Raw genomic sequence first — 22,986 nt, forward strand, 5'->3', positions numbered from 1 at the left:
GCAACTTGAAAATAAAAAATATAGAATGTTTTGGTTTTTTATAATTAATGATGTTTTAATATAATTTTTGAATTCACATATTAAGACCAACTACCTGGGCCAGCAGCACCACCAACTGTTGTTCCTACTCCTATTGCTTCAAAATATCCCACTTGATAATAAGATGAATTGAAAAACGATATAACCATTCCAAAGGAAGTTGAGACAATAGCAAAACTATCTACTTCCTTCAGGAGTGTATCAAGATCTTCTGTGAACACTGCTCCGTAATATATTCCGCCTCCAAATGATATAACCCCAAAAGCGTCTCCATTAAATTTATTTCCAGTCTCAATCTCTATTTTAAGTTCTGTATAAATTATAGAACTTTTCATAGTCGCTGTGCCGGTATAGTATTTCAGAGAGGAATTAAGTAAATTCTCTTCAATCTGATTAATAATCTCTTTGTTAGACTTGTCTTCCAGCCTTTCGCGAAAATATTTTATGACTTCTAATCTATGTTGCATGATTAATTGATTATTCATGGTTTTTACCTCTGTGTGTTATTTCAATGAACTAACATGAAATGGTTTATTTTTTTATGATTTACAGTGGTTCTCAGTATTTGAAAATAAGAAATTATTGAACGTATAAATTCTCACGCATGAAAATTTAAATCTGGACATATTAAAAAGTGTAGTATGGGGAGAAATATTTTCAAAAAATAAACTGATTTTTTAACTTGTTAATTTTTACTGTGATATTTTTTGGGTTTTAGTTATCTTTATGATTTTAATTAATTTTCATTGGCTGTTATTTCAATAAATTATTTATTGGATAGTTGTTAAGAGTGTATATTTGATCTTGTAAAGGTTACAGGTTTGTTGGTTTAATCTTGAAGCTCAGAGGATATAAATCTGTTAAATATAGATAAATTTTTCTACTTAATAATAAAGGTGATATCACGCTACTAGAGGAAAATAACATGTTAAATAAAATAATTAATAGAGGAATAGAAATATTAATTTATGCTATGACTATGATATTTTTTAGTATTACTTCATCTTATGCCGCCGTTATTCCACCCGGTATACAATTGAGTGAAAAACAGGAAGTTATTCGTAATAATGGTGCAGAGCCTGCATCACTTGATGTTGATAAAGCTGAAGATAATGTTTCACTAAATATCATCAATGACTTTTTTGAAGGATTAGTCGGAACGGATAAAAACAATAAAATTGAACCTAGACTGGCTGAAAGCTGGGAAACACAAGGTAACAAAACGTGGGTATTTCATTTAAGAAAAGGGATTAAATGGTCTGATGGCACACCTATCACCGCACATGATGTTGTTTTCAGTTGGAGACGATTAGTTGAGCCAGCAACAGTGTCTCCTTATGGCAGCTACCTTGTTGATGCTTCCGTTGTCAATGCACAAGCTATTCTGAATGGTCAGAAAAAAGCGGAAGAATTGGGGGTTAAAGCGCTGGACGATGTGACGGTTGAGGTGAAATTGGAGAAACCGGTTGGTTATTTTCTACAAATGTTAGCCTCTCCGGTTCTGTACCCGATTAGTGAAAAAGCCGTGACAAAATATGGCGATAAATGGATACAGACAGAGCACTTTGTTTCCAGTGGAGCATTTAAATTATCTGAATGGCATGTTAATGAAAAAGTAGTGGGGGTCAGAAATCACTATTACTGGGATGATAAAAATACGGTAATTAATAAAGTCACGTATCTACCTATAATGTCAAATAAATCAGAGCTAAATCGTTATTTATCTGGAGAAATTGATATAACATTTACGATCCCGTTAGAAGACTTTGCTTCATTAAAGAGAAAAATAGGTGGTCAGATTCATATCACACCACTTCTGAGTACATATTATTATGATTTTAATAATAAAAAATATCCGTTTAATGATGTAAGAGTCAGGCAGGCGTTAAATTTATCGTTGGATCGGGATATTATTGCTAATAGGGTTGTTGCTCAGGGCCAGTTACCTGCTTATACCATACTGCCACCGGGGATTGGCGGATTTAAATTTAAATTACCGGAATATGCTGTGTGGACACAAGAGCAACGAAATAAAAAGGCCAGAGAATTATTAAATGAAGTCGGTTTTAATCAGAATAATCCACTTAAATTTAATCTGGTTTATAATACTTCCGAAAGCCATAAAAAAATTGCTATTGCCGCTGCTTCCATGTGGAAAAAGAATCTCGGTGCCATTGTTAGTTTACAGGCCGAAGAATGGAAAGTCATGCTGGATAATGAACATCAGGGTAAGTTTGATGTTGTCAGGGGAGGATGGATTGGGGATTATAATAATCCTGTATCCTTTTTAAATATGTTTAGTACTAACCAAAGTAATAACACTTCATTTTATTCAAATAAAGAGTTTGATAATTCGCTGGAAAAAGCAGGAGCAACCAATAATCAGGCTGACTTTCAACAGGCTGTTGATGTTTTGACAAAAGATGTTCCTATTGCACCTGTTTATTACGCTGTGACTGCGGTATTAGTAAAACCTTATATTGGTGGCTATTATGCTGATATATCGGGATTTACAGCTACGAAAGATCTTTTTGTCATTAAGCATTAATAAACTCAACATAAATAATAAGGAAGATAGCCCCATGCAGAAAGTCACAATTATTACGGGTGGTTCCCGTGGTATTGGTAAAGCAACTGCGCTTGATCTGGCAAAGAAAGGGCATCATGTTTGCATTAGTTATCGCACTCGTAGAGAGCGGGCACAGGAAGTTGTGGACATGATCCAAAGTCAGGGGCAATCGGCACTGGCTGTTCAGATGGATGTAACCGATGAAAAGCAGGTTATCGCTCTGTTTCAGCAGACGGAAAAGGCACTGGGGTATATTACCGGGCTGGTGAATAATGCGGGGATTTTAATGGCTCAGACGACCATTGAGCAGTTAACCGTTGAGCGCTTAAATGCGATATTTGCCACCAATATCACGGGCTATTTTCTGTGTGCCAGAGAGGCTGTCAAAAGAATGGCTTTCCGGCATGGTGGTCAGGGTGGGGCGATTGTTAATGTTTCATCAGCAGCGGCAAGGTTGGGGGCTCCCTATGAATATATCGATTATGCTGCTTCAAAAGGAGCCGTAGATACATTGACGACGGGGTTATCTCTGGAAGTTGCGGCGCAGGGAATAAGGGTAAATACCGTTCGCCCCGGGTTAATTTATACCGAAATACATGCTGATGGTGGTGAACCGAACAGGGTTGACAGAATTAAAGATTCTCTGCCGATGAAAAGAGGCGGGCAGCCTGAAGAAGTTGCAGCAGCTATTGCATGGTTGCTATCTGACGATGCATCGTATGTAACGGGTAATTTTATGGATTTGGCGGGAGGAAAGTAACTATCGCTTTTTTGAACTAAGAACTCAACCGGAGAGAATGGCGTATTTTTCCGGTTGAGTTATCAGGTAGGTTGCGACAAAAAGTTTGACATTATTGCTTAGGTTTAAGAATTATTTTCCCGAACGTTATTTCAATATTAATGGGTTGCTCTATCAATTGGCTATCAGTTAGCCAGTCGCCGGCAAGATAGAGTTCACCATTTTCACGAATATTATCTATTCCCTGTTCCGGCTTGTTTTCAATTTCGAGGATCAGATTAGTGAGATCAGTCTCGGGAGCAAGCAGAGAAAGAATGATTCCATTTGAATGCTGGGATATGTGAAAGAGTGAATCAGAAATAAACCCGGCATCAGCGAGTTTGTTGCCACTGAGGGTTAACTCGGGGATATCAGTGTGGCGAAATAAAACATGAAGACTCATTGGACGTTCCTTGTGTCATTTGGATATTTCGTAATACTTTAGCAGTACTTTAAGTGGTGAGAAAATGATGTTGTGAGAAACGTTAATCTTATTCAGGAAATAAAAACCCTGCCTAGATTATCAGGCAGGGTTTTGTTAAATCACTTAATTAAAATGAATTAAGCTGCGTTAATGCCATATTGAGCACAAACGGATGCCAGGCCACCCGCATAGCCCTGACCTACTGCACGGAATTTCCACTCACTATTGTGGCGGTACAGTTCACCGAACAGCATTGCGGTTTCAGTCGAAGCATCTTCAGTCAGATCATAACGGGCAACTTCAGCTTGTGTGTCATCGTTAACCAGACGAATGAAAGCACCTGAAACCTGTCCGAAGCTCTGACGGCGAGTCTGAGCATCATGAATGGTGACAACAAAAACGACTTTATCGATATCAGCAGGGATCTGATCCAGTTTGATTTTCAGTGATTCATCATCACCATCCCCTTCACCGGTGCGGTTATCGCCAGTGTGCATGATAGAACCATCAGAAGATTTCAGGTTGTTGTAGAAAATGAAATCAGCATCACCGCGTACTTTACCGTTTGCTGCCAGCAGGAACGCTGAAGCATCAAGGTCAAAATCCTGTCCGTCAGTCGCGCGGGCATCCCAGCCGAGACCGATCAGAACATTTTTCATTGTTGGCGCTTCTTTGGTCAGAGAAACGTTACCGCCTTTAGAAAGAGATACACCCATTATTTTTTCCTCATTTATGTATGTATTTAGTTTGTTTTTTCTTTTTCAGGGAACATCAGGCTGGCAATAATACCGGCAGCCAGTACCCCGAGTACGACAAACAGGCTGGTTGTCGCCGAAATAGAATAACCGTGGTGGAACATATGTTCAGATGCGTTAAGCCCTAATTTGATAGCAATAAAGAACAGCAGGACGATAACGGCTTTTTCCAGATGAACGAGATATTTTTTCAGTGCTTCAAGTACAAAGTAGAGTGTACGCAGACCTAAAATGGCGAACATCATGGCACTGTAAACGATCAATGGCTCACGGCTGACAGCAATAACCGCAGGAACAGAGTCAAAAGCAAACATGACATCAGAAAGCTCAACCACCGCCAGACACAGCATCAGTGGCGTGGCATAAAGAGCCGCTTTACCGATACTTCCTGCTTTTTTACTGTCAGTTTGATGACCACCGGTTTTACGACCAATAGCCACATCAGCATTTTCTGGTTTTGCCAGTTCTGCATCGACTTCTTTCTGGGTGAGCATGAAATCATGACCGCGCAGTTTCGGCCAGATGGGGAAGAAACGCTTCACCAAACGGTAGGCTAGGTGTTGTGAGTAGTCTTCAATTTCATCATCATTGTCACCACTTTTCAGCATCATGACGGCTGTCCAGCCCACGATGACAGCAAAAACCATTTCAACCCACGGCCCCAGTGTCAGTAAGCTTGCCCCGATAGCAACAAAAATACCACGGAAGACAATGGCACCGATTATGCCCCAATAAAGAACGCGGTGGCGATAACGATCCGGGACAGCGAACCAAGAAAAAATGGCCATAATGACAAACAGGTTATCGACGGAAAGCACCTTCTCTAGTGCATAACCGGTGATAAACAGACTTGCGACTTCGGCACCGTGATGGACAAACAGGAATCCCGCGAAAACAAAAGCAACAGCAACCCAGAAGACAGACCAAAGAGCGGCACTGCGCAGCGAAATCGGCTTATCATGACGATGCATAAAGAGGTCGATAAAGAGCGCACCAACCGACAGAATAATAAATACAGCAACGGTTTCCATCGGAAAACCAATGTGCGTGGATACCATGAAGTAAGCCTCTTAATTATCCGCGATTACAGATCGAAATCTGCCGGTACAAAGCCTAAGGCTGTGCATATTTCTCTGGCAGCATTTTTTTCATCGTTATCAAAGTCACCATCACTTTTGGCAACTGCAATCCCGACACGTAAAGCGAGCTGTGCTGCTTCCGGCTGCTGCTTCAGTGCCATGATATATTTCATCGCTTCACCTTTGCCGATATCCGCATCAAATTCATAGCTGCTGACCAGCTTGTTGAAGAATTCGATAATTTCAGTTGTATCGAAGACTTTCAGTTCCGGAGAACTTTTGATGAACCCGACCATTTTCTGTTTTTCTTCAGAACTGACGCCGTTACTTGCCATTGCTACGTGTGCACACACAGCGACAGTTCCTTCCATGAATTTTTTGTTTTTGAAACGGCCAACCTGATTGGTCAGCTCTTCGCGACCGGCACTGAATGCCGATTTGATTTTGTTTAAAAAGGACATAAGTCCCTCCGTTAGTTTGTATAACGCGTATGTATTAAACGTCTTATTTACTGCCCGATGTCCAGCGAAAGCCCCAGCCAAAAGCTTGGTCCATCTCTTTATGACCACTAAAATACTGGTTGATACGCTCTACCTGAATGGCGCCGTTGTCATTAACAAGACGAGCAATGGCGCACATGTTTTTGCGGTTATGCCCTTCTGTCAGACGGGTTTCAATCGGAGGCTGGCCATTGACGTAAATCGTGACAATACCATCCGTATTGTTCCAGCTCGGTACACCTTCGTAGATAAAGGCATAGATCAGAACTTCGCGGATATTTTTCCACTCAAGGCCATTGATATGGAGCCATTCGCCATCAGTCACACTGCCTGTACGATCATCCCCCTGTAACTGGACATAAGGCTCGCTATGATAAGCACCGAAACCGTTCCCTAATGCTTGTATCACGTCACGGCTGCCATCACGGAGCCGGACAAAGGCACCGAGATCCAGATCTATCCCTTTATTGGTATTAAACAGGTTCTGGAACATGCCACGGCTGGCAGGCGCTGCTCCCTGATTCCAGTTAAGATTGACGCGGATTTCACCGAAATTGTCACGTTTACTCAGGCTGATAGCGGGTTTTTCTTTCGTCAGAGAAACCTTGCTCAGATTGACGCTTTTCGGTTCAGGAGCCGGAGTTGATGGCGGCGCTGGCGCATCATCAACAATATCGACACCAAAATGTTCTGCCAGAGGTTTAAGGCCGCCATTAAAACCCTGAGCAATGAAACGAAACTTCCATTCACCGTTACGGCGATAAAGTTCACCGAGAATCAACGCGGCTTCTGTGCGTCCCTGAACTTCAACGTGGCCCTGTAGAATCACGCTCCCGTTCAGTTCGACCTGAATGGAAAGGCTGCGAAGGCTGGAGATAGTCTGGTTGCCGTCGCAGGTTGCGGTGAAGGCAACTTTCTGGACTTCTTGCCGAAGAGCGGGCAGGTTAACGGAAAACGCAGTATTGGTATTACCGCCGGATAGGCGAATGGTGTTATCGTCATTATTCGGCTGACCATAAAAGACCATATCCGGGTCGCCCTGCACCTTACCATCAGCATAGAGACGGAAAGCGGAGACATCGACTGCTGAACCTGATAGCACCTTTATGGTCAGCATTTGATTGGGGACGGGGGCATTTCCCCCCGGAGTCAGATTCATCAGCGCACCACCGTTTCAACGATTTGTGGATACATATCATCAATGGTACGCCCACGGCAGGGAACACCATGTGCGGTGAAATCCCACATACCGTTATTACGGCGCAGGGAAGAGATAATAATGCCGGTATGAGCACCCTGTTCGTTTAACTGGTAGCGCGCCAGCTCTTTACCGCTCTGATCAACAACACGACAGAACGCATTTTCAACATCGTTGAAGGTTTGACCGCGGAAACTATTAACAGTAAAAGCAAGGTATTCCACATTGGCAGGCAGTTTAACCAAATCGACGCTGATGACTTCATCATCCCCGTCGCCTTCTCCTGTCATATTGTCGCCACTGTGCCTTACTGAGCCACATTCGGATTTAAGCTGACCGAACCAGACAATATCAATGGAATTGCCGGATGTATCGAGCAGAATGCAGCTGGCATCCAGATCAATTTCATTACTGTCTCCGCCGAACAAACGTGACAGGAAACCTTTTTTTTGGGCTACCGGATCCCATCCCAGACCAAAATCAATTTTAGCCAGCGAAGTGCTCTGCTTGGTTAGCGAAACGGACTGATTTTTACTCAATGAAACCATTAATAACACCTCTTATTTATCGGTGAATTGTTTTATAAGTGATTTGTTTTTTATCGTGAATCGCTATCAGTGAATTGCGATAATTTCACTTATGGAGAAAATCATAATATGACCAGATAGGTGGCTGAAATCCTGTCATATTATGATCCTCACAAATTGTAACTATCTGTTAACTGTATGATAGAGAACAATCTGGCTTCGTGTTTTATAATTTCTTTTCCGTGGAGAAAAGTCAAACAAATTCTGATCTAAAAAATCATATTATGATTGACATTAAGTATGGCCAAGCTCTAGACTCCGGTGCATATTTCACCGAATTTGAACTGGAAAACGAACGTAACAAATTTGGCTAATGTCTATTTAGCAATGGGCGTTGTCTGGATAAAAAAATTTGGTTTATGAAAGGGAAATTTGTTTTATGAAAGAATCACTACTGTTTTTGCCTCATTTCCTGAACTTGCTGAAATTCTTTTAAAAGGCTTCTGTATGACAGCGTGTAATCATCTTCAGCATCACCCATCTCCGGTTAATAAAAAACAAAGTTACCCAAAAACAAGCTATCAAAAACAAAGCTATCAAAAACGGTTAAACACTGGCACTTTAACTGTGACAGCTGAGTGTGATGGAATTCCTCTGGAAACCTTGTTTGATATTGCTGAACGACGTAATCCTAAAAGGGCATTCTTATTTGTCAGCAAAGTGTTAGGGCGTCATATTCCGGTTAGTCCGTCTATTATGCGCACCGTTTATCAGCAGTTGTCAGAGAAATTCCCGGTTAATCTCCCCGGGCCGGTGCTGTATATCGGGATGGCAGAAACGGCGGTTGGGTTGGCGGCGGGGGTTTTTCAGGAAACCCGGCATAAAGCCACTTCTCCGATATTTCTGACATCCACACGCCATCCGGTTGAAGGTGATGTGTTGTGCGAGTTTAAGGAAAATCATAGTCATGCAACCGATCATCTGATCTACTGGCCGAAAGAAGAATATTTGCGCCAGCGGGTAAGCGATGCCCGTACACTGGTTCTGATTGATGATGAAGCGACGACTGGCAATACTTTTCTCAATCTGTTTGAAGCACTGCACCGTGCCGGGTTGGAACATATTGAACATATCATTACCGTGACTCTGACAGACTGGAGTGGGCAAAGCATCATAAAACGCTGTCCGCTCCCTGTCTCGGTCATTTCCCTGATAGAAGGTGAGTGGCAATGGGATGCGGATAGTGCAGCGCCTGTGCCGGTTATGCCTGCGGTGAATGTCACGGCACGGGGAAAAGCCGATATTATCGGTACGCAGAACTGGGGGCGCTTGGGGCTGGAGGATATTCAATATGATTTGGGTGCTGAGATCCCGGCTAATGTTGGTGAAAAAGTCTTGGTGCTGGGTTCCAACGAGTTTGTCTGGCAACCATTTTTGCTGGCAGAACGTCTTGAACAAGAAGGGGCGGCCGTGAAATTTGGTTCGACAACCCGTTCTCCTATTTCCTGCGGGCACGCTATTCAGTCTGTGATGGCATTTACGGATAATTACGGTCTGGGGATCCCAAATTTTCTTTATAACGTAGCGCACCAGCAGTTTGATCGTGTCCTACTCTGCCTTGAAACCCCTAAAGCCGCAGTTGATCCGGATCTGATGTCACAATTATCTCTTGTTGCTCCAGTGATAGAGATTGTGACTTATGATTAAGCCTGTATTTTTTACTGATCTTGACGATACGTTATTTCAAACCCGCCGGAAAATAAATGATCTGCCGGATACGGCTTCGCTTCGCGTAGCTACTGTTGACAGGCAGCTGGCTCCTCATGGTTATATGACAGAACAGCAGGCTATGCTGGTTGACTGGTTATTGGCGAATGCGGAAGTGATTCCTGTGACAGCCAGAAATACAGAGCAGCTTAGCCGGGTACAGCTTCCGTTCACTTCATGGCGCATTGCCACTCATGGTGCGGTACTTCTTACAGCGCAAGGGCAGGCAGATCCGGTGTGGCAATCACATATGCTGGCTGCGCTTAAGCCTTATCGGGATAAATTGCTGGAATTGGCATGTCTGGGGAACAGCCTGATCGCTGCCGGCGGTTTTTCTGCGTGGTCACGCATTAACTATGAATATGGTGATGTTCCTGTTTATATTTCGTTGAAGTGTGATAGGCATGATCGGGCAGGAGAGCTTAATACGCTGCTTACAGCAATGACTCAAGCGATGAGTAATATATTTGATGCCGACGATTTTTATTTTCACTACAACAATAACAATCTCGCTTTTCTACCTAAATGTGTTGATAAAGGATTGGCAACTCATCATCTTTTGCAAAGGCTGCGCGATGAGAGAGGTGTATTTCCTGTGATTGGCATGGGGGATAGCTTAAGTGATCATCGGTTTATGACATGGTGCGACTGGCTTGCGATCCCTCAACGCAGTCAATTTGCTGACACATTAACGGACTCTTTATTCGGAATGCGGGATCCTAAATAAATGAATAGTTTTTCACCTTTTTCTGGCTCTTACGCCAGCGGCGATGTTCATTTCCTATTAAAGCCGGTTCAGCTTGAAATGACCCCGGTTGAGATTAAAGAACAGTTAATTCAGTCTGGTGCCCGTCATTATTCTGAGATGTTGAGTCAGGAGCCAGAACCGACTTCTTATCACCTTGAACTGTTTGATAAAGCGCTAAAAGTCGGGGCGACCAGACTGGCGACTGAAGTTGTTATGCTTGCCAAGGTTCTGATATCACGTTTTGGCGATACACCTATTGTGCTGGTGAGCTTAGTCAGGGCGGGTGTTCCTCTGGGGGTGATGCTGCATCAGGTTTTACGGGATATGGGGCAACGTTCGTATCACTATGGGATCAGTATTATACGGGATCGTGGCATTGATGATACGGCGCTCTCGTATATAGAGCAGCAGCATGGGACGGCTGGTCTGGTATTTGTTGATGGCTGGACAGGTAAAGGTGCGATTACAGCAGAATTATCCCGTTCATTAGCTGGACGACCGGGTTATTCAGGTATTCCCCGTTTGGTCGTACTGGCCGATCCGTGTGGATGTTCATGGCTGGCGGCCAGTGATGATGATTGGCTAATTCCCTTTGGAATCATGGGGGCACCGGTATCAGGGTTAATATCGCGTTCAATCTGGAGTGAAAATGGGTTGCATGGATGTGTGAAATGTGATCATCTGAGTGCGTTTGAATGCAGCAGAATGCTGGTCGATACCATTGCTGAATGCCGAGGTCGTCTGGATTTGGAGACCATACCTGCGGCTGATTGGCAACCTCAGGAAAAAAAGGTTTTGCTGCAATTAAGTAAGAAAGTTATTTCCACTCTTGCTGATTTATATAAGGTCAATAGCATTAATCGTATCAAACCGGGAATTGCGGAAGCAACGCGTGCTGTCCTGAGGCGTGTTCCTGAACAGATACTTGTCCGTTCTAAAAGTGATCCTGATGTTGCTTTGCTGGTGTATCTGGCGCAGCAGAAAAATGTTGCCATTACAGAAGTGGGTAATTTGATTGGTCAATATCGGGCAGTCACGATTATCAAAAAAGTAGCATAAAAAAGGTGATCCGATGAAACAGAACCTTTTCGCAAACCAACTTGGCGCGACTCTTTATATGCCAGCGACCCGCTCAGATATTCCGGAAATTATCCTGTGTAATAAATTCGTGGGATTACGCTCTTTGGTGATTTGTCTGGAGGACTCAGTCATAGAAGAGGATATTCCCGGCGCTATCGAAAACCTCGAATCTGTATTACAAACATTGGCTGCGGCTAAGGGTTCAGCCGCTCATACTGGTCATTATCCATTGATTTTTATCCGTCCACGGAATGAATCAATGGGACGCTATCTGGTTAATACAGTTGATCTTAGTCTGGTCACTGGTCTGGTATTGCCTAAATTCACGCAATCATCATTACTTGAATGGTGGGATATTATTGCTTCAACGCATCTTGGTGTTATGCCGACACTGGAAACTGAAGATGTTTTTGATGTGCAGCAAATGAATTATTTGGCCGATAAGCTAAAATCTCACCCTTTCTGCGATCGGATCATCGCATTACGTGTTGGTGGTAATGATTTGATGAACCTTATTTCAATACGTCGTTCGCGTGAACTCACGCTATATGATGGCCCAATGGGATATGTGATAAAAATGCTGGTGGCTGTTTTTGGTTCCCGTGGTTTTTATTTAACAGCTCCCGTTTGTGAGCATATCGATAATTTGGAGTTACTTGAGAAAGAACTTGTATTGGATATAGCTCATGGGTTTGTCGGGAAAACGGCTATTCACCCACGGCAAATAGAACACATCCATAAGGCATTGATGGTGAATGACCATGATTATGCTGATGCCTTACAAATCCTGAATGAAAAGCAGGCGGTATTTAAGTTTCAGGGCGCAATGTGTGAACCGGCAACACACTGGCGCTGGGCTGAAAATATTCTGGAACGGGCGAAATACAATGGTGTCTGTTCAGGAAGTGAAACTGAAAATTATGGGTTTTTTAACTAGCTTTAATATTGATTTACCGGCATGAGAAGCTATGCTGGATGTTGTGTTTATATATTAGGAAGTTATTGTATTCCTGACTTGGTAATTGAAAACGATGTTACTTAGCCCCAAACAACTCAGAAATTTTAAATTAACTTTGCTGCTTTCCCATGAAAGACCTGTCAGCAAGGTAAAAGTGATCGAGGCACTCAGTTGTTCTGGTCCAACTTTGACGCGTACTTTAAGGGAACTAAGGGATCACTATCGTGCTGATATCCGGTTTAGCAAAATGGGAAATACTTACCAACTAGTCGATAAAGGATTATTGACCAGAAAAGAGGTGCGCAGGATTGAAGAGCTGCTCACTCAGCATAATAACTTTGAGTTAAAGGAAGCCACCAGCCACGTTTTCCTTGATAAGGAAAAGAAGAAACCGGTTTCTCTGTCATTGCGGATGTCTGTCATCCGAAAAATAGACGGGCTGTCTAATCGGCTCGGAACGAGCAGAAGTGAGATAGTTGAAATGTTCGTAGATCGGTTTATCGACGAATTACAGAAAGAAACCGTGAATGGCAATTCACGAAAAAGAACCGAGTCCCTTAATGCCAGCGAATAATATTGAGCTGGCATTAAGGCGGGTATACCCTTCGTCTTTCAAGCTGCCTCTTTGTTGGCTGCGCTCGTTCACCCCAGTCACATAGTTAGCTATGCTCCTGGGGACTCTCTCCCTTGCCGCCGCGATGCAATTCGAAATCCATTGGATATAAGATTTCGTTCTAATGATGATGGCGTGTGAGTTTATCCAGATATCCCATCACAAATGCTGATACCACAAAAGTGAGGTGGATAATCACATACCACATTAATTTACTGTCTGGCACATTCCGGGCATCCATAAAGACACGTAGCAGATGAATGGATGAAATGGCAACAATGGAAGCCGCAACTTTATTTTTAAGTGAAGTGGCGTCCATTTTCCCTAACCAGTTTAATTTCTCTTTGTGCTCTTCGATATCTAGTGTTGAAACAAAGTTTTCATAACCGGAGAACATGACCATCACCAACAACCCGCCAACCAGAGCCATATCAATCAGAGAAAGCAAAGTCAGGATCAACTCTGATTCAGCAATGGAAAAAATATGTGGCAGGACATGTATGATTTCCTGAAAGAATTTTATAGCTAGTGCAAATAAAGCCAGTGATAAACCAAAATAAACGGGTGCAAGTAGCCAACGGGAGGCATACATTGTGTTTTCAATAAATCTTTCCATGTTGTTCTGAATATGTTGCAAAAGGAGCGGCATTATAGATCAAGATCGTGTGTGAGCTAATACATATCAACGAACCCTGAATTCTGACTCCAGTTTACTGATCCCTAATCCATTCATCTTTTCCACTTTGATCTGCACAGGGATCCGCTCTTTCATGGCCTCAACATGGCTGATAACGCCGATGGTTTTTCCGGTTGCATTAAGGTGATCGAGTGCATCCAGTGCGATATCGAGCGTTTCAGCATCCAGCGTACCAAAGCCTTCATCAAGAAACAGGGATTCTATTTGGGTTTTGTTGCTCACCAGATCAGACAGGGCTAATGCCAGCGCTAGGCTGACAAGAAAGCTTTCGCCGCCGGAAAGCGTTTTGGTATCGCGAATAGCATCGGCTTGCCACATATCAACCACTTGTAATTCAAGGCCGACATCATCTTTGTTTTGACGTTTGCGTTGCAGGTAGTAACGGCCATGCAATTTTTCTAACCGGCCATTCGCCAGATGCACCAAATGATCCAGTGTCAAGCCCTGTGCAAAACGCCGGAATTTAGCGCCATCCGCCGAGCCGAGCAGGTTATTGAGATAGCTCCAGTCATCATAATTCTGTTGAGAAAGTGCTATTTTATCCAACAATTCCTGTTGCTGATGCCTGCTGTTGGCATCACTGGTGAGCCGGTTTTTGACTTCACCTTGCTGCTGGTTATTTTGTCTTAATTCATTAGAGGTATGACTTAACAACTCAGCTAATTGTGATGGTTCAAACTGTTCCAACAGTAACGGCGATTTTTCCCTGTGGCGCTGTAACAGGATTTCAGATTCGTGGCACCGTGTTTTAGCTTGTAGGTTCTGTTTGGCAAGCTGTTCCTGTAGCTGTTGCAGGCTTTCCCGTTGTTCCGGCGCCAGTAAAGCACGTTCAAAAGTGGCCTGATTAGGAATCTCTTGTTGTTGCAGGCCTTGCTGGAAGGTGTCAGATGCCTGTTTGTATGCAGCTTCGGCAATATGGCAGCTTCGTGTGATTTCACCGGCAGCACCTGTTAATTGATTTACCTGATTCTGTAACTGTTGTCGATCAGCAGTGGCTTGTTTGCAGGCGTTATCCAGTTCGCTCGCTTTTTGTTGCAATTCCTGACGAACGGTGTTGACGGACTGTTCGCCAAATAATTGATAACGTTCCTGCTGGGTTTGTTGTAATACCTGTTTCTGCTGTTGTTGCTGTTCAGCCAATATTTGTTGTTTATTGATTATTCTGCTTTTTTGTTTTTCCAATTCACTTAGTTTGCTTTGCAGGACGGCCTGTTCCTGCTGCAATTGCTGCCATTTTTCGCGGGAGCTGTGATAGTTTTTCAATTCAGTTTCACGTTGTTGTAACCAATTCCCCACTTCCTGCGGTTCCGGCAGTGTAAACGGCGTATCGTGCAATGTATTGATTAATTGCTCTGTTGTTGTGGCATATTCTGTTTCTGCCTGATGGAGTTCAGCCGTATTTTCCTTCAATTGCCTCTGATATGACTCTTGCCTGACTTTTTCCAATGCTGATTTTTGTTCATCTGATTTGTACTGTTCTCGGTGAGTTGAGAGCGTTTTTTCTGCAATTTGGTACTGTTTTTCAGCTTGCGTCAGTGTTTCATATTGTTTTTGGGATTGGGTATAGGCGGACTGGCGCAGGGCAATAAAATGCCTGACAGGTTCAGCTTCCATTGGTAATTCAGGTGCTTGCAGTTGTTGACGATGGTATTGCCATTGTTTAGTAATTTCTGCCAACTGAGATGTGAGATGTTCTATGGATTGCTGTAATTGTTCCCCCTGTTGTTGCTGGAATAGTTGCTTTTGTTGTAACGCAGAACGCTCTCCCTGTAGCTGTTCTATTTTTTGGCTAAGCACTTTCAGCCGTTCTTCTGATTTTGGTAGGGTGATGTTCTGGTATTCGCTGATTAAAGGGTGCTGACTCGATCCACAAAGCGGGCAGGCCTCTCCCTCTTTTAGCTGATTACGCTCCTGTTCCAGACTGATAATACGTTGTTCCAGACGAATTCGGGCGGTTAAATCCTGATGGTGTTGTTGTGTTTCTGTCAGTTGTAACTCAATGGTGTTTAACTGCTCAGGTAAAGGTTTCAGTAACGCTTGAGTTTGTGCAAATTGCGCCTGATTGGTTGAGATCGTTGCCTGTATTTGCTCGATCTGGGGCAGAAAAATTTCCAGCTGGTTTTGTGAGCTGAGTTGTGATTGGTAATCTGATAACTGTTTTTGTAGTTGCTCGGAAGAGTATTCGGTTTGTAAACTCAACAGTTTTTTTTCTGCAAGTTCAAGCAAATCCTGTAATGGCTGGCAATGTGCTGCCTGTTTTTCCAGCTCTGTCTTTAAGCTGTTCAGATTTTCAGTTATATGGGCAAGCTCAGTAGTCACTTGCTGTTGTTTTTGCCTGAACCTGATTACCTGTTCCTGCTTTTCTTTCTGATGGGAAAAGAGTTGTTTCCATTCTGGTAACTGTCTGTCGAGAGTGCGGAAATGAGGATGTTCTTCATTGTATGTCTCCAACACTTTCTGTTCTTTATTCAGCGAAGTGTGCTGGTTTTCAGCCAGTTGATACTGAGCTGATATTTCAGCTAGCTCCTGATCCTGCACAGAGGCTTCTTTTTCCAGTGTGAGCAGATCCTTGGACTGAATAGCAATCTTATGATCGAGTGGTGTAACCTGCTCTGAGATCAATTTTTCCTGCTGTATATGATGCTGTTGATATTCTTTTTGAGCCTGTTCCAAATTAAGCTGTTTTTGTTGAGCGGGTTGCAGTAAAGCAATCTGTTGTTGCAGCTCTGATTGAATTTTTCTGCTTTGCTCATCAAGGCGTTGTTGTTCGGTTAAAGCACGATTGTATGCATCCCACAATGGTCGGATTTTTTCAGCCGGTTCGCTGGCGGTCAATTGTTGCAACTGAGGGGCGGAATCCTGTATAGCCTGTTCAGTCTGTTGCAGTGATAACTTATGGTTCGTTAGTGACTGTTCCAGTTCATGCTGCCGTACAAGCCACTGTTCAGTAACCTGTAAATCTTTTAGCTGCTGACCAAGTTGGATTTCTGCGGCAATCAGCTGTTGCTGTTGATTGTGATACTCTTCCAGTTGCTCTGACGTTAATAATTCAATTGAAGATGCTTTTGCCTGCTGAATATTCAATTCGGACTGGGCTTCTTTATGGCGTTGATAAATCTCCTGTGACAGAATGCCATAAATTTCTGTACCGGTAAGTTCTTCCAATAAATCAGCACGATCTTTATCATCGGCGTTTAAGAATGCTGCAAAATCCCCTTGTGACAGGAGTATGGATTTAGTAAATCGTTTAAAATCAAGACCCGTTATTTCAGCAATTTTTTCTTTTTTATCAGGAATTTTGTCAGCCAGAATTTTGCCAGTTTTTTTATCTGCTAATTCTCCTTTTGGTGGCTGGAGTTTTCCCTCAGCCTGATTGCGGGCACGCCGCTGACTCCAGAATGCCCGATAAGCCACTCCTTTGACTTCAAATTCGACTTCTGACAGACATTCTGCGGTATGGCGGGTCATTAATTCGTTCTGATTGGCTGAAATCGTGCTGAGCCGTGGAGTCTCGTGATATAAGGCAAGGCAGATGGCATCCAACAGCGTGGTTTTTCCCGCTCCGGTTGGGCCGGTAATGGCAAATAATCCATTGCTGGCAAAAGGCTCTGCTGTGAAATCAATTTTCCATTCGCCTTGTAGAGAATTAATATTTTTCAACCGTAAACTAAGAATTTTCATACTGCATCCTGACCGTTATTCCTGATTGTTATTTTTGTGTACGTTGCTGAGTAATATCATCCAGTGTTTGCCTGAACAGAGTCGTCAGGCGTTGTTTTTGTGGCTGATCGTCAATTTCCGCCATCGCTAGTCGCCGTTCGAAAACTTCGGATACGCTTAATTCTGTCAGCGTCTCTTTATTTGTCTCTGATAATGAGATTTGACGAGCAATTTTGCTGCGGCGCAACAGAATAATTTCTACAGGTAAATCCGTAGCCATAGCTTGAATACGTTTCTGGATGTCATGCAGATAATCCTGCGTTGCGACTTCAATATCCAGCCAGACAGGACGATCTCCCTGATAGTCACGAAAAGTTTGTAATTGCGCTTCTATTTGTTGCAGGTTACCCCGAATGAGTTGCATTGGCTGATAATTCGGAATAGGTAACAGGGTGAGGTGACTGAATTTACCTTCCTGAAAATCCGCCAGACAGACACTTTTTTCTTGCCCGACTTCATCAAAACTCAAAGGAATAGGAGAACCGCTATAACGGATATGCTCAGTTTTATTGACCGACTGCGGGCGGTGAATATGTCCCAGAGCAATATAGTCCGCAGGAGGGAATGCTTGCGCCGGAAATGCGTCCAATGTGCCAATATAAATATCTCGGACTGAGTCAGTCGTGGAGGCTCCAACTGTGGTTAGATGACCGGTTGCGATAATCGGTAGAGCTTGACCAAGTTGCTCCCGCAAGCTGCATGCCTGTTGGTAGAGCTGGTGGTAGTGTTCAGCGATGGCATCCTGTAAAGCTTGTTGTTTCTGTATGGCTGATTGACCTGCTTTGCTGAACATAATATCTCGTGGACGCAGATAAGGAATGGCACACAGAATCGCTCCAGCCTGACCATTTCTGTTATTCAATACCTTAATTTGCTGTTGGGTATCAGTTTCAGCACAGGCAATAACAGTGGTATTCAGATAAGAAAACAGGGTTTTTGATTCATTGAGTGTTGCGACGGAGTCGTGGTTTCCCCCAAGAATGACAAGCTGGCAGCCAGTGGATTGTAAATCCACCACAAATCTGTTGTACAGTTCCCGGGCATAGCTGGGGGGAGAACCTGTATCGAAAACATCTCCGGCAATAATCAGGGCATCAACCTGATGTTCATTTATTTGCCTGATAAGCCACTGTAAGAAGTGCTGATGCTCTGCTGCACGGTTTTTGGTAAAGAAATATTGCCCGAGATGCCAGTCTGACGTATGAATAATCCGCATATTTTTGCTCTGCCTATCTTACCTGTGTTACTGCTTTACGCTGTCCCTGCGTCCAGCCTACCCTGTTCAGATGTTAATTATAATGAGTGTTCTTCGGATGTCGTGGGTAATTATAATCTGATTCACAGATTTTCGAGCGGCCTCGCAACGGCAATGAAATAGAGTCATTGGCTGATAAATTCTCCGTAATGTTGGTTACAGTTTTATGATTAAGATGAAATCTATTTCATAAAACTGTAATAAAATTGACTCACAATAGTTCACTGTGAATTTTGCTGACTTCAATCATACTGACAGGATTAACCATGGTTAGACGTATTTTGGTTGTTGAAGATGAAGCCCCAATTCGTGAAATGGTCTGTTTTGTTCTGGAACAGAATGGATATGAGCCTGTTGAAGCAGAAGATTATGACACTGCCGTCGGGTGTTTATCTGAGCCTTATCCTGATTTAGTCCTGCTGGACTGGATGTTACCCGGTGGTTCAGGAATTCAAATTATTAAACAGATGAAGCGCAATAACACCACAAAAGATATTCCTGTCATGATGGTGACCGCACGGGGAGAAGAAGAAGATCGAGTGCGTGGGTTTGATGTTGGGGCCGATGATTATATTACCAAGCCATTTTCCCCCAGAGAGTTAATTGCCCGCGTTAAAGCTGTATTGCGGCGTATTTCCCCAATGGCAGCAGAAGATATTATCAATATAGAAGGGTTGATGCTGGATTCCACATCCCATCGTGTTTCCAGTCAGGGGCAGAGTGTTGATATGGGACCAACCGAATTCAAACTTCTTCATTTTTTCATGACGCATCCGGAGCGTGTTTATAGTCGCGAGCAGTTGCTCAACTATGTGTGGGGAGCAAATGTTTATGTGGAGGATCGCACAGTAGATGTACATATCCGCCGTTTGCGCAAAGCGCTCGAAATAGGTGGGCACGATAAAATGGTACAGACTGTTCGTGGCACAGGGTATCGCTTTTCTACTCGTTATTAATCTTTCTGGCCGGTTTTTTGGCTCATCTGCATAAATTTAATTTGAGAAGCGGATAGATAATGAAGCAACTTGAAAGACAGCAAACATGTACTGGAGAGAGTTAAGTGCTTGAGAGATTATCCTGGAGGAAGCTGGCACTGGGGCTGTTTATTTTCTGCCTGCCTGCAGTTATTTTGTCTTTTTTTGTCGGTCAACTGGCGTGGTTGCTGGTTATTACCTTACTTATGGCATTAGTATGGCATGGCTATAACTTACTGAAGTTATCTGACTGGCTCTGGCTTGATCACAGTATGTTGCCTCCGGCAGGCAGGGGAGGATGGGAGCCGGTTTTCTATGGTATTTACCAGTTACAGCAACGTAATCGCAAGCGGCGCAGGGAACTGGCATTATTAATTAAACGGTTCCGCAGTGGTGCCGAATCATTGCCGGATGCCTTGGTCATGATGACAGAGGAAGGAAATATTTTTTGGTGTAATCGTCTGGCCCAGCATTTATTAGGGTTTCGCTGGCCGGAAGATAATCGACAGTCTATTTTCAATCTTCTTCGCTACCCTGATTTCAGCCGTTATATGATAGCGGGGGATTTTACCTCTCCTCTCTCTCTTGAATTAAATAATGGTCATATTGTGGAATTTCAGTTGATGCCTTACTCGGAAAGTCAATTATTGATGATTGCACGTGACATCACGCAAAAAAGGCGGCTGGAAAACTCCCGCCGTGATTTTTTCGCAAATGCCAGTCATGAACTGAAAACACCGTTAACAGTGCTACAGGGATATCTGGAAATGATGCAGGATCAGGAGATCAGCGGGAAAGCAAACCAGAAAGTAGTGAGTACTATGCAGGAGCAGGTGCAAAGAATGGATTGTCTGGTCAGCCAGTTATTGCATCTTTCCAGAATTGAAATCGGCCCAAAGGTAGACATGCACCATATGGCCGATGTTCCGGCTGTGCTGGCTTTATTAGAGCAGGAAGTACAGACATTGGCAGGTAAACAGTACGATATTGTGTTTAATGTCGATAAAACATTACATGTGCTCGGAAATGAAGAACAGCTCAGAAGTGCAATGTCGAATCTTATCCATAACGCTATTAACCATACCGAAAAAGGAACCCGCATAGAGGTTAGCTGGTTGAGAACAATTCATGGGGCTGTGTTTAAAGTCGAGGATAATGGAGCAGGGATCAGTCCTGAGCATTTGCCGCGACTGACAGAGCGTTTTTATCGCGTTGATCGCGCGCGCTCGAGAAGAGTTGGTGGAAGCGGGTTAGGGCTGGCGATCGTGAAACATGCCTTACATCACTACAATACACACCTTGATATCACAAGTACGGTCGGCAAAGGCTCTGTATTCAGCTTTTTATTATCTCAGCAGCTTATTACTCCTAATATAGAAACTGATTAAAAAATCATAGGGTTAATAAAATTTAATGGTAATAATACAGGCAAAAAAATGATTTATTAGCCAATGTGGGCAAAAAAAGTGCAAATCATATAGGGTGTATTCAATGATAGATGATAATAATCACTAATTTTAAAATTAGTTTGAAATATTGCTCTGCTTTTCGGTTTGTTACTTGCCTTTTAACGCTATAAAAGTTTTACTTGTGGGCAGTTGTTGGCGATTCTACCTGTTATTACCATTATCATTTTGTATCTTACAAGTATCAGTAAATATGATACTGATCACTGACTGTTTCATCAGGATCCAGTTTCGCCAGTGAAAATTCAAGTGCTTGCAATGTTTCCTATTGTATATGCAATTCTTTTAGCAACAATAATGTAACAATCATTATGACATATCGTTTATCATCTAAAGATATTTGGGCATTAGGCTTTATGACCTTTGCCCTGTTTGTTGGTGCGGGAAATATCATTTTCCCGCCTATGGTTGGCTTACAGGCGGGTGAGAATGTTTGGATCGCTGCTGCGGGCTTTTTACTTACGGCTGTAGGCTTGCCTGTTATTACTGTTATCGCGCTGGCGAAAGTCGGGGGCGGTATTGAAGCGCTGAGTTCTCCTATCGGTAAAACAGCGGGTTTAATACTGGCAACGATCTGCTATTTGGCTGTCGGTCCGTTATTTGCAACGCCGAGAACAGCAACAGTTTCTTTCGAAGTGGGTATCGCTCCGTTAACAGGTTCAGGAGACCTTCCACTTTTTATCTATAGTGTCATTTATTTTTTGCTGGTGATTTTGGTTTCACTTTATCCGGGCAAATTACTGGATAGCGTCGGGCATGTGCTGGCACCAATCAAAATAGCGGCATTGGTGATTCTTGGAGGGGCTGCGGTACTCTGGCCTGCGGGGCATCCTATTACTGCCGTTGAGACTTATCAGGAGATTCCATTTTCAAATGGTTTCGTGAATGGCTATCTGACAATGGATACTCTGGCGGCGATGGTATTTGGTATTGTTATTGTCAATGCTGCACGTTCTAGAGGGGTGGAGTCTTCTTCATTACTGACGCGTTATACGATGTGGGCAGGTTTGATTGCTGGGCTTTGTCTGACTCTGGTTTACCTTTCTTTGTTCAAACTGGGAGAGGGAAGTGGCGACTTAGTACCAACGGCTGACAATGGTGCGGCTATTCTGCATGCCTATGTTCAGAATATCTTTGGCAACTATGGCAGTTTCTTCCTTGCGATACTGATCTTTATTGCGTGTATGGTAACGGCGATTGGCTTAACTTGTGCCTGTGCTGAATTTTTCAGCCGTTATTTGTCACTTTCTTATCGCACTCTGGTCTTACTGTTGGGTCTCTTTTCCATGTTGGTTTCCAATCTGGGGCTGAGCCATCTGATTACGTTTTCAATACCGGTACTTACAGCAATTTATCCGCCTTGTATTGCCCTGATATTGCTGAGCTTTACTATTCGCTGGTGGCATAATTTTACCCGTATTCTGGCCCCTGCTATGTTGGTAAGCCTGATATTTGGGATTTTGGATGCGATAAAATCATCTCATTATTTGTCACATTTGCTGCCAGAGTGGGCTACTCACCTGCCTTTGGCAGATAAAGGTCTGGCATGGTTAATACCAACTCTGCTGTCAGTGGTTGTATTTGCTTTTTATGATCGCATTGCGGGAGAAGCCAAACTCCCAAAGCATGAAATGCAGCAGGGACAAAGCTGATTATTCTATTTTGATGCTTTTTAAGTAGTAAGGAAATGAAACGCCACAGCATGGATTTATGCTGTGGCGTTTTTGTTGTTCATTTTTTCACTAAAATAATTGTGCCTATTAGTTAATATAAAATGGAGTTTTACTCTTAATGAAAAAAACGCTGATCAATTTAATAATTATTAGAAAGTGTTTTTTG

Annotated in this window: 20 protein-coding genes; 10 read left to right on the forward strand and 10 right to left on the reverse strand. The window is 43.1% G+C overall.

What is annotated here, in order from left to right; genetic code table 11:
* Positions 1-80: 80 nt before the first annotated feature.
* Positions 81-524, reverse strand: coding sequence for a VapA/VapB family virulence-associated protein (locus AAC855_RS16125; protein WP_340610934.1), 444 nt, complete (start codon positions 522-524; stop codon positions 81-83).
* Between the two features lie 440 nt (positions 525-964).
* Here AAC855_RS16125 and AAC855_RS16130 point away from each other — a divergent pair, with 440 nt between their 5' ends.
* A complete protein-coding gene (locus tag AAC855_RS16130) occupies positions 965-2,587 on the forward strand; it encodes an ABC transporter substrate-binding protein (RefSeq protein WP_340610936.1) in 1,623 nt (540 codons plus the stop codon).
* Between the two features lie 34 nt (positions 2,588-2,621).
* Entirely contained in the window at positions 2,622-3,368 is a 747-nt protein-coding gene (locus tag AAC855_RS16135; protein ID WP_340610937.1) for an SDR family oxidoreductase, read from the forward strand.
* Positions 3,369-3,459: 91 nt separating this feature from the next.
* Here the strand turns inward: AAC855_RS16135 and AAC855_RS16140 are convergent, their stop codons facing one another.
* From AAC855_RS16140 to AAC855_RS16165, 6 genes are all read right to left on the reverse strand, one after another.
* On the reverse strand, positions 3,460-3,789 hold the full coding sequence (locus AAC855_RS16140) for a SymE family type I addiction module toxin (RefSeq protein ID WP_340610939.1): 330 nt from the start codon (positions 3,787-3,789) through the stop codon (positions 3,460-3,462).
* Positions 3,790-3,947: 158 nt separating this feature from the next.
* The gene (locus AAC855_RS16145) at positions 3,948-4,526 is read right to left on the reverse strand and encodes a TerD family protein (RefSeq protein ID WP_340610941.1); all 579 of its coding nucleotides are present in this window, start codon (positions 4,524-4,526) and stop codon (positions 3,948-3,950) included.
* Between the two features lie 26 nt (positions 4,527-4,552).
* A complete protein-coding gene (locus AAC855_RS16150) occupies positions 4,553-5,623 on the reverse strand; it encodes a TerC/Alx family metal homeostasis membrane protein (RefSeq protein ID WP_340610943.1) in 1,071 nt (356 codons plus the stop codon).
* A 26-nt stretch (positions 5,624-5,649) separates the two neighbouring features.
* Positions 5,650-6,105, reverse strand: coding sequence for a tellurite resistance TerB family protein (locus tag AAC855_RS16155; protein ID WP_099108752.1), 456 nt, complete (start codon positions 6,103-6,105; stop codon positions 5,650-5,652).
* Between the two features lie 43 nt (positions 6,106-6,148).
* A complete protein-coding gene (locus AAC855_RS16160) occupies positions 6,149-7,303 on the reverse strand; it encodes a TerD family protein (protein WP_340610945.1) in 1,155 nt (384 codons plus the stop codon).
* Positions 7,303-7,890, reverse strand: coding sequence for a TerD family protein (locus AAC855_RS16165; RefSeq protein WP_340610947.1), 588 nt, complete (start codon positions 7,888-7,890; stop codon positions 7,303-7,305). The genes AAC855_RS16160 and AAC855_RS16165 overlap by 1 nt, the downstream gene beginning before the upstream one ends.
* 486 nt (positions 7,891-8,376) lie before the next feature.
* Between AAC855_RS16165 and AAC855_RS16170 the strand changes: the two genes are divergently transcribed.
* The 5 genes from AAC855_RS16170 (at position 8,377) to AAC855_RS16190 (ending at position 12,996) form a co-directional block, all read left to right on the forward strand.
* Positions 8,377-9,576, forward strand: a complete 1,200-nt coding sequence (locus AAC855_RS16170; RefSeq protein WP_340610949.1) for a phosphoribosyltransferase domain-containing protein — start codon at positions 8,377-8,379, stop codon at positions 9,574-9,576.
* Entirely contained in the window at positions 9,569-10,363 is a 795-nt protein-coding gene (locus AAC855_RS16175; protein WP_340610950.1) for an HAD family hydrolase, read from the forward strand. Before AAC855_RS16170 ends, AAC855_RS16175 begins: the two co-directional genes overlap by 8 nt.
* Positions 10,364-11,443 carry a cysteine protease StiP family protein gene (locus tag AAC855_RS16180; protein ID WP_340610951.1) on the forward strand — a complete coding sequence of 360 codons (1,080 nt, stop codon included), beginning with the start codon at positions 10,364-10,366 and terminating at the stop codon, positions 11,441-11,443.
* Positions 11,444-11,456: 13 nt separating this feature from the next.
* Positions 11,457-12,401 (forward strand): HpcH/HpaI aldolase/citrate lyase family protein, encoded by a 945-nt coding sequence (locus AAC855_RS16185; protein WP_340610952.1) that lies wholly within the window; start codon positions 11,457-11,459, stop codon positions 12,399-12,401.
* A gap of 94 nt (positions 12,402-12,495) precedes the next feature.
* Complete coding sequence (locus AAC855_RS16190; protein WP_340610953.1) at positions 12,496-12,996, forward strand: tellurium resistance protein TerW; 501 nt, start codon at positions 12,496-12,498, stop codon at positions 12,994-12,996.
* A gap of 160 nt (positions 12,997-13,156) precedes the next feature.
* Here the strand turns inward: AAC855_RS16190 and AAC855_RS16195 are convergent, their stop codons facing one another.
* The 3 genes from AAC855_RS16195 to sbcD form a co-directional block, all read right to left on the reverse strand.
* A complete protein-coding gene (locus AAC855_RS16195; RefSeq protein ID WP_099108879.1) occupies positions 13,157-13,651 on the reverse strand; it encodes a TIGR00645 family protein in 495 nt (164 codons plus the stop codon).
* Positions 13,652-13,717: 66 nt separating this feature from the next.
* Positions 13,718-17,413: an AAA family ATPase gene (locus AAC855_RS16200; protein ID WP_340610954.1), complete on the reverse strand. Its 3,696-nt coding sequence runs from the start codon at positions 17,411-17,413 to the stop codon at positions 13,718-13,720.
* 28 nt (positions 17,414-17,441) lie between these two features.
* Complete coding sequence (gene sbcD / locus AAC855_RS16205) at positions 17,442-18,668, reverse strand: exonuclease subunit SbcD (RefSeq protein WP_340610957.1); 1,227 nt, start codon at positions 18,666-18,668, stop codon at positions 17,442-17,444.
* A 305-nt stretch (positions 18,669-18,973) separates the two neighbouring features.
* Here sbcD and phoB point away from each other — a divergent pair, with 305 nt between their 5' ends.
* From phoB to brnQ, 3 genes are all read left to right on the forward strand, one after another.
* Entirely contained in the window at positions 18,974-19,663 is a 690-nt protein-coding gene (gene phoB / locus AAC855_RS16210; protein WP_340610959.1) for a phosphate regulon transcriptional regulator PhoB, read from the forward strand.
* A 104-nt stretch (positions 19,664-19,767) separates the two neighbouring features.
* Positions 19,768-21,069, forward strand: coding sequence for a phosphate regulon sensor histidine kinase PhoR (phoR, locus tag AAC855_RS16215; RefSeq protein ID WP_340610960.1), 1,302 nt, complete (start codon positions 19,768-19,770; stop codon positions 21,067-21,069).
* Positions 21,070-21,458: 389 nt separating this feature from the next.
* Positions 21,459-22,799: a branched-chain amino acid transport system II carrier protein gene (gene brnQ / locus AAC855_RS16220; protein ID WP_340610962.1), complete on the forward strand. Its 1,341-nt coding sequence runs from the start codon at positions 21,459-21,461 to the stop codon at positions 22,797-22,799.
* The last annotated feature ends 187 nt before the right edge of the window (positions 22,800-22,986 follow it).

The organism is Xenorhabdus bharatensis (assembly GCF_037996705.1).
GTDB classification, from domain to species: Bacteria; Pseudomonadota; Gammaproteobacteria; order Enterobacterales; family Enterobacteriaceae; genus Xenorhabdus; species Xenorhabdus bharatensis.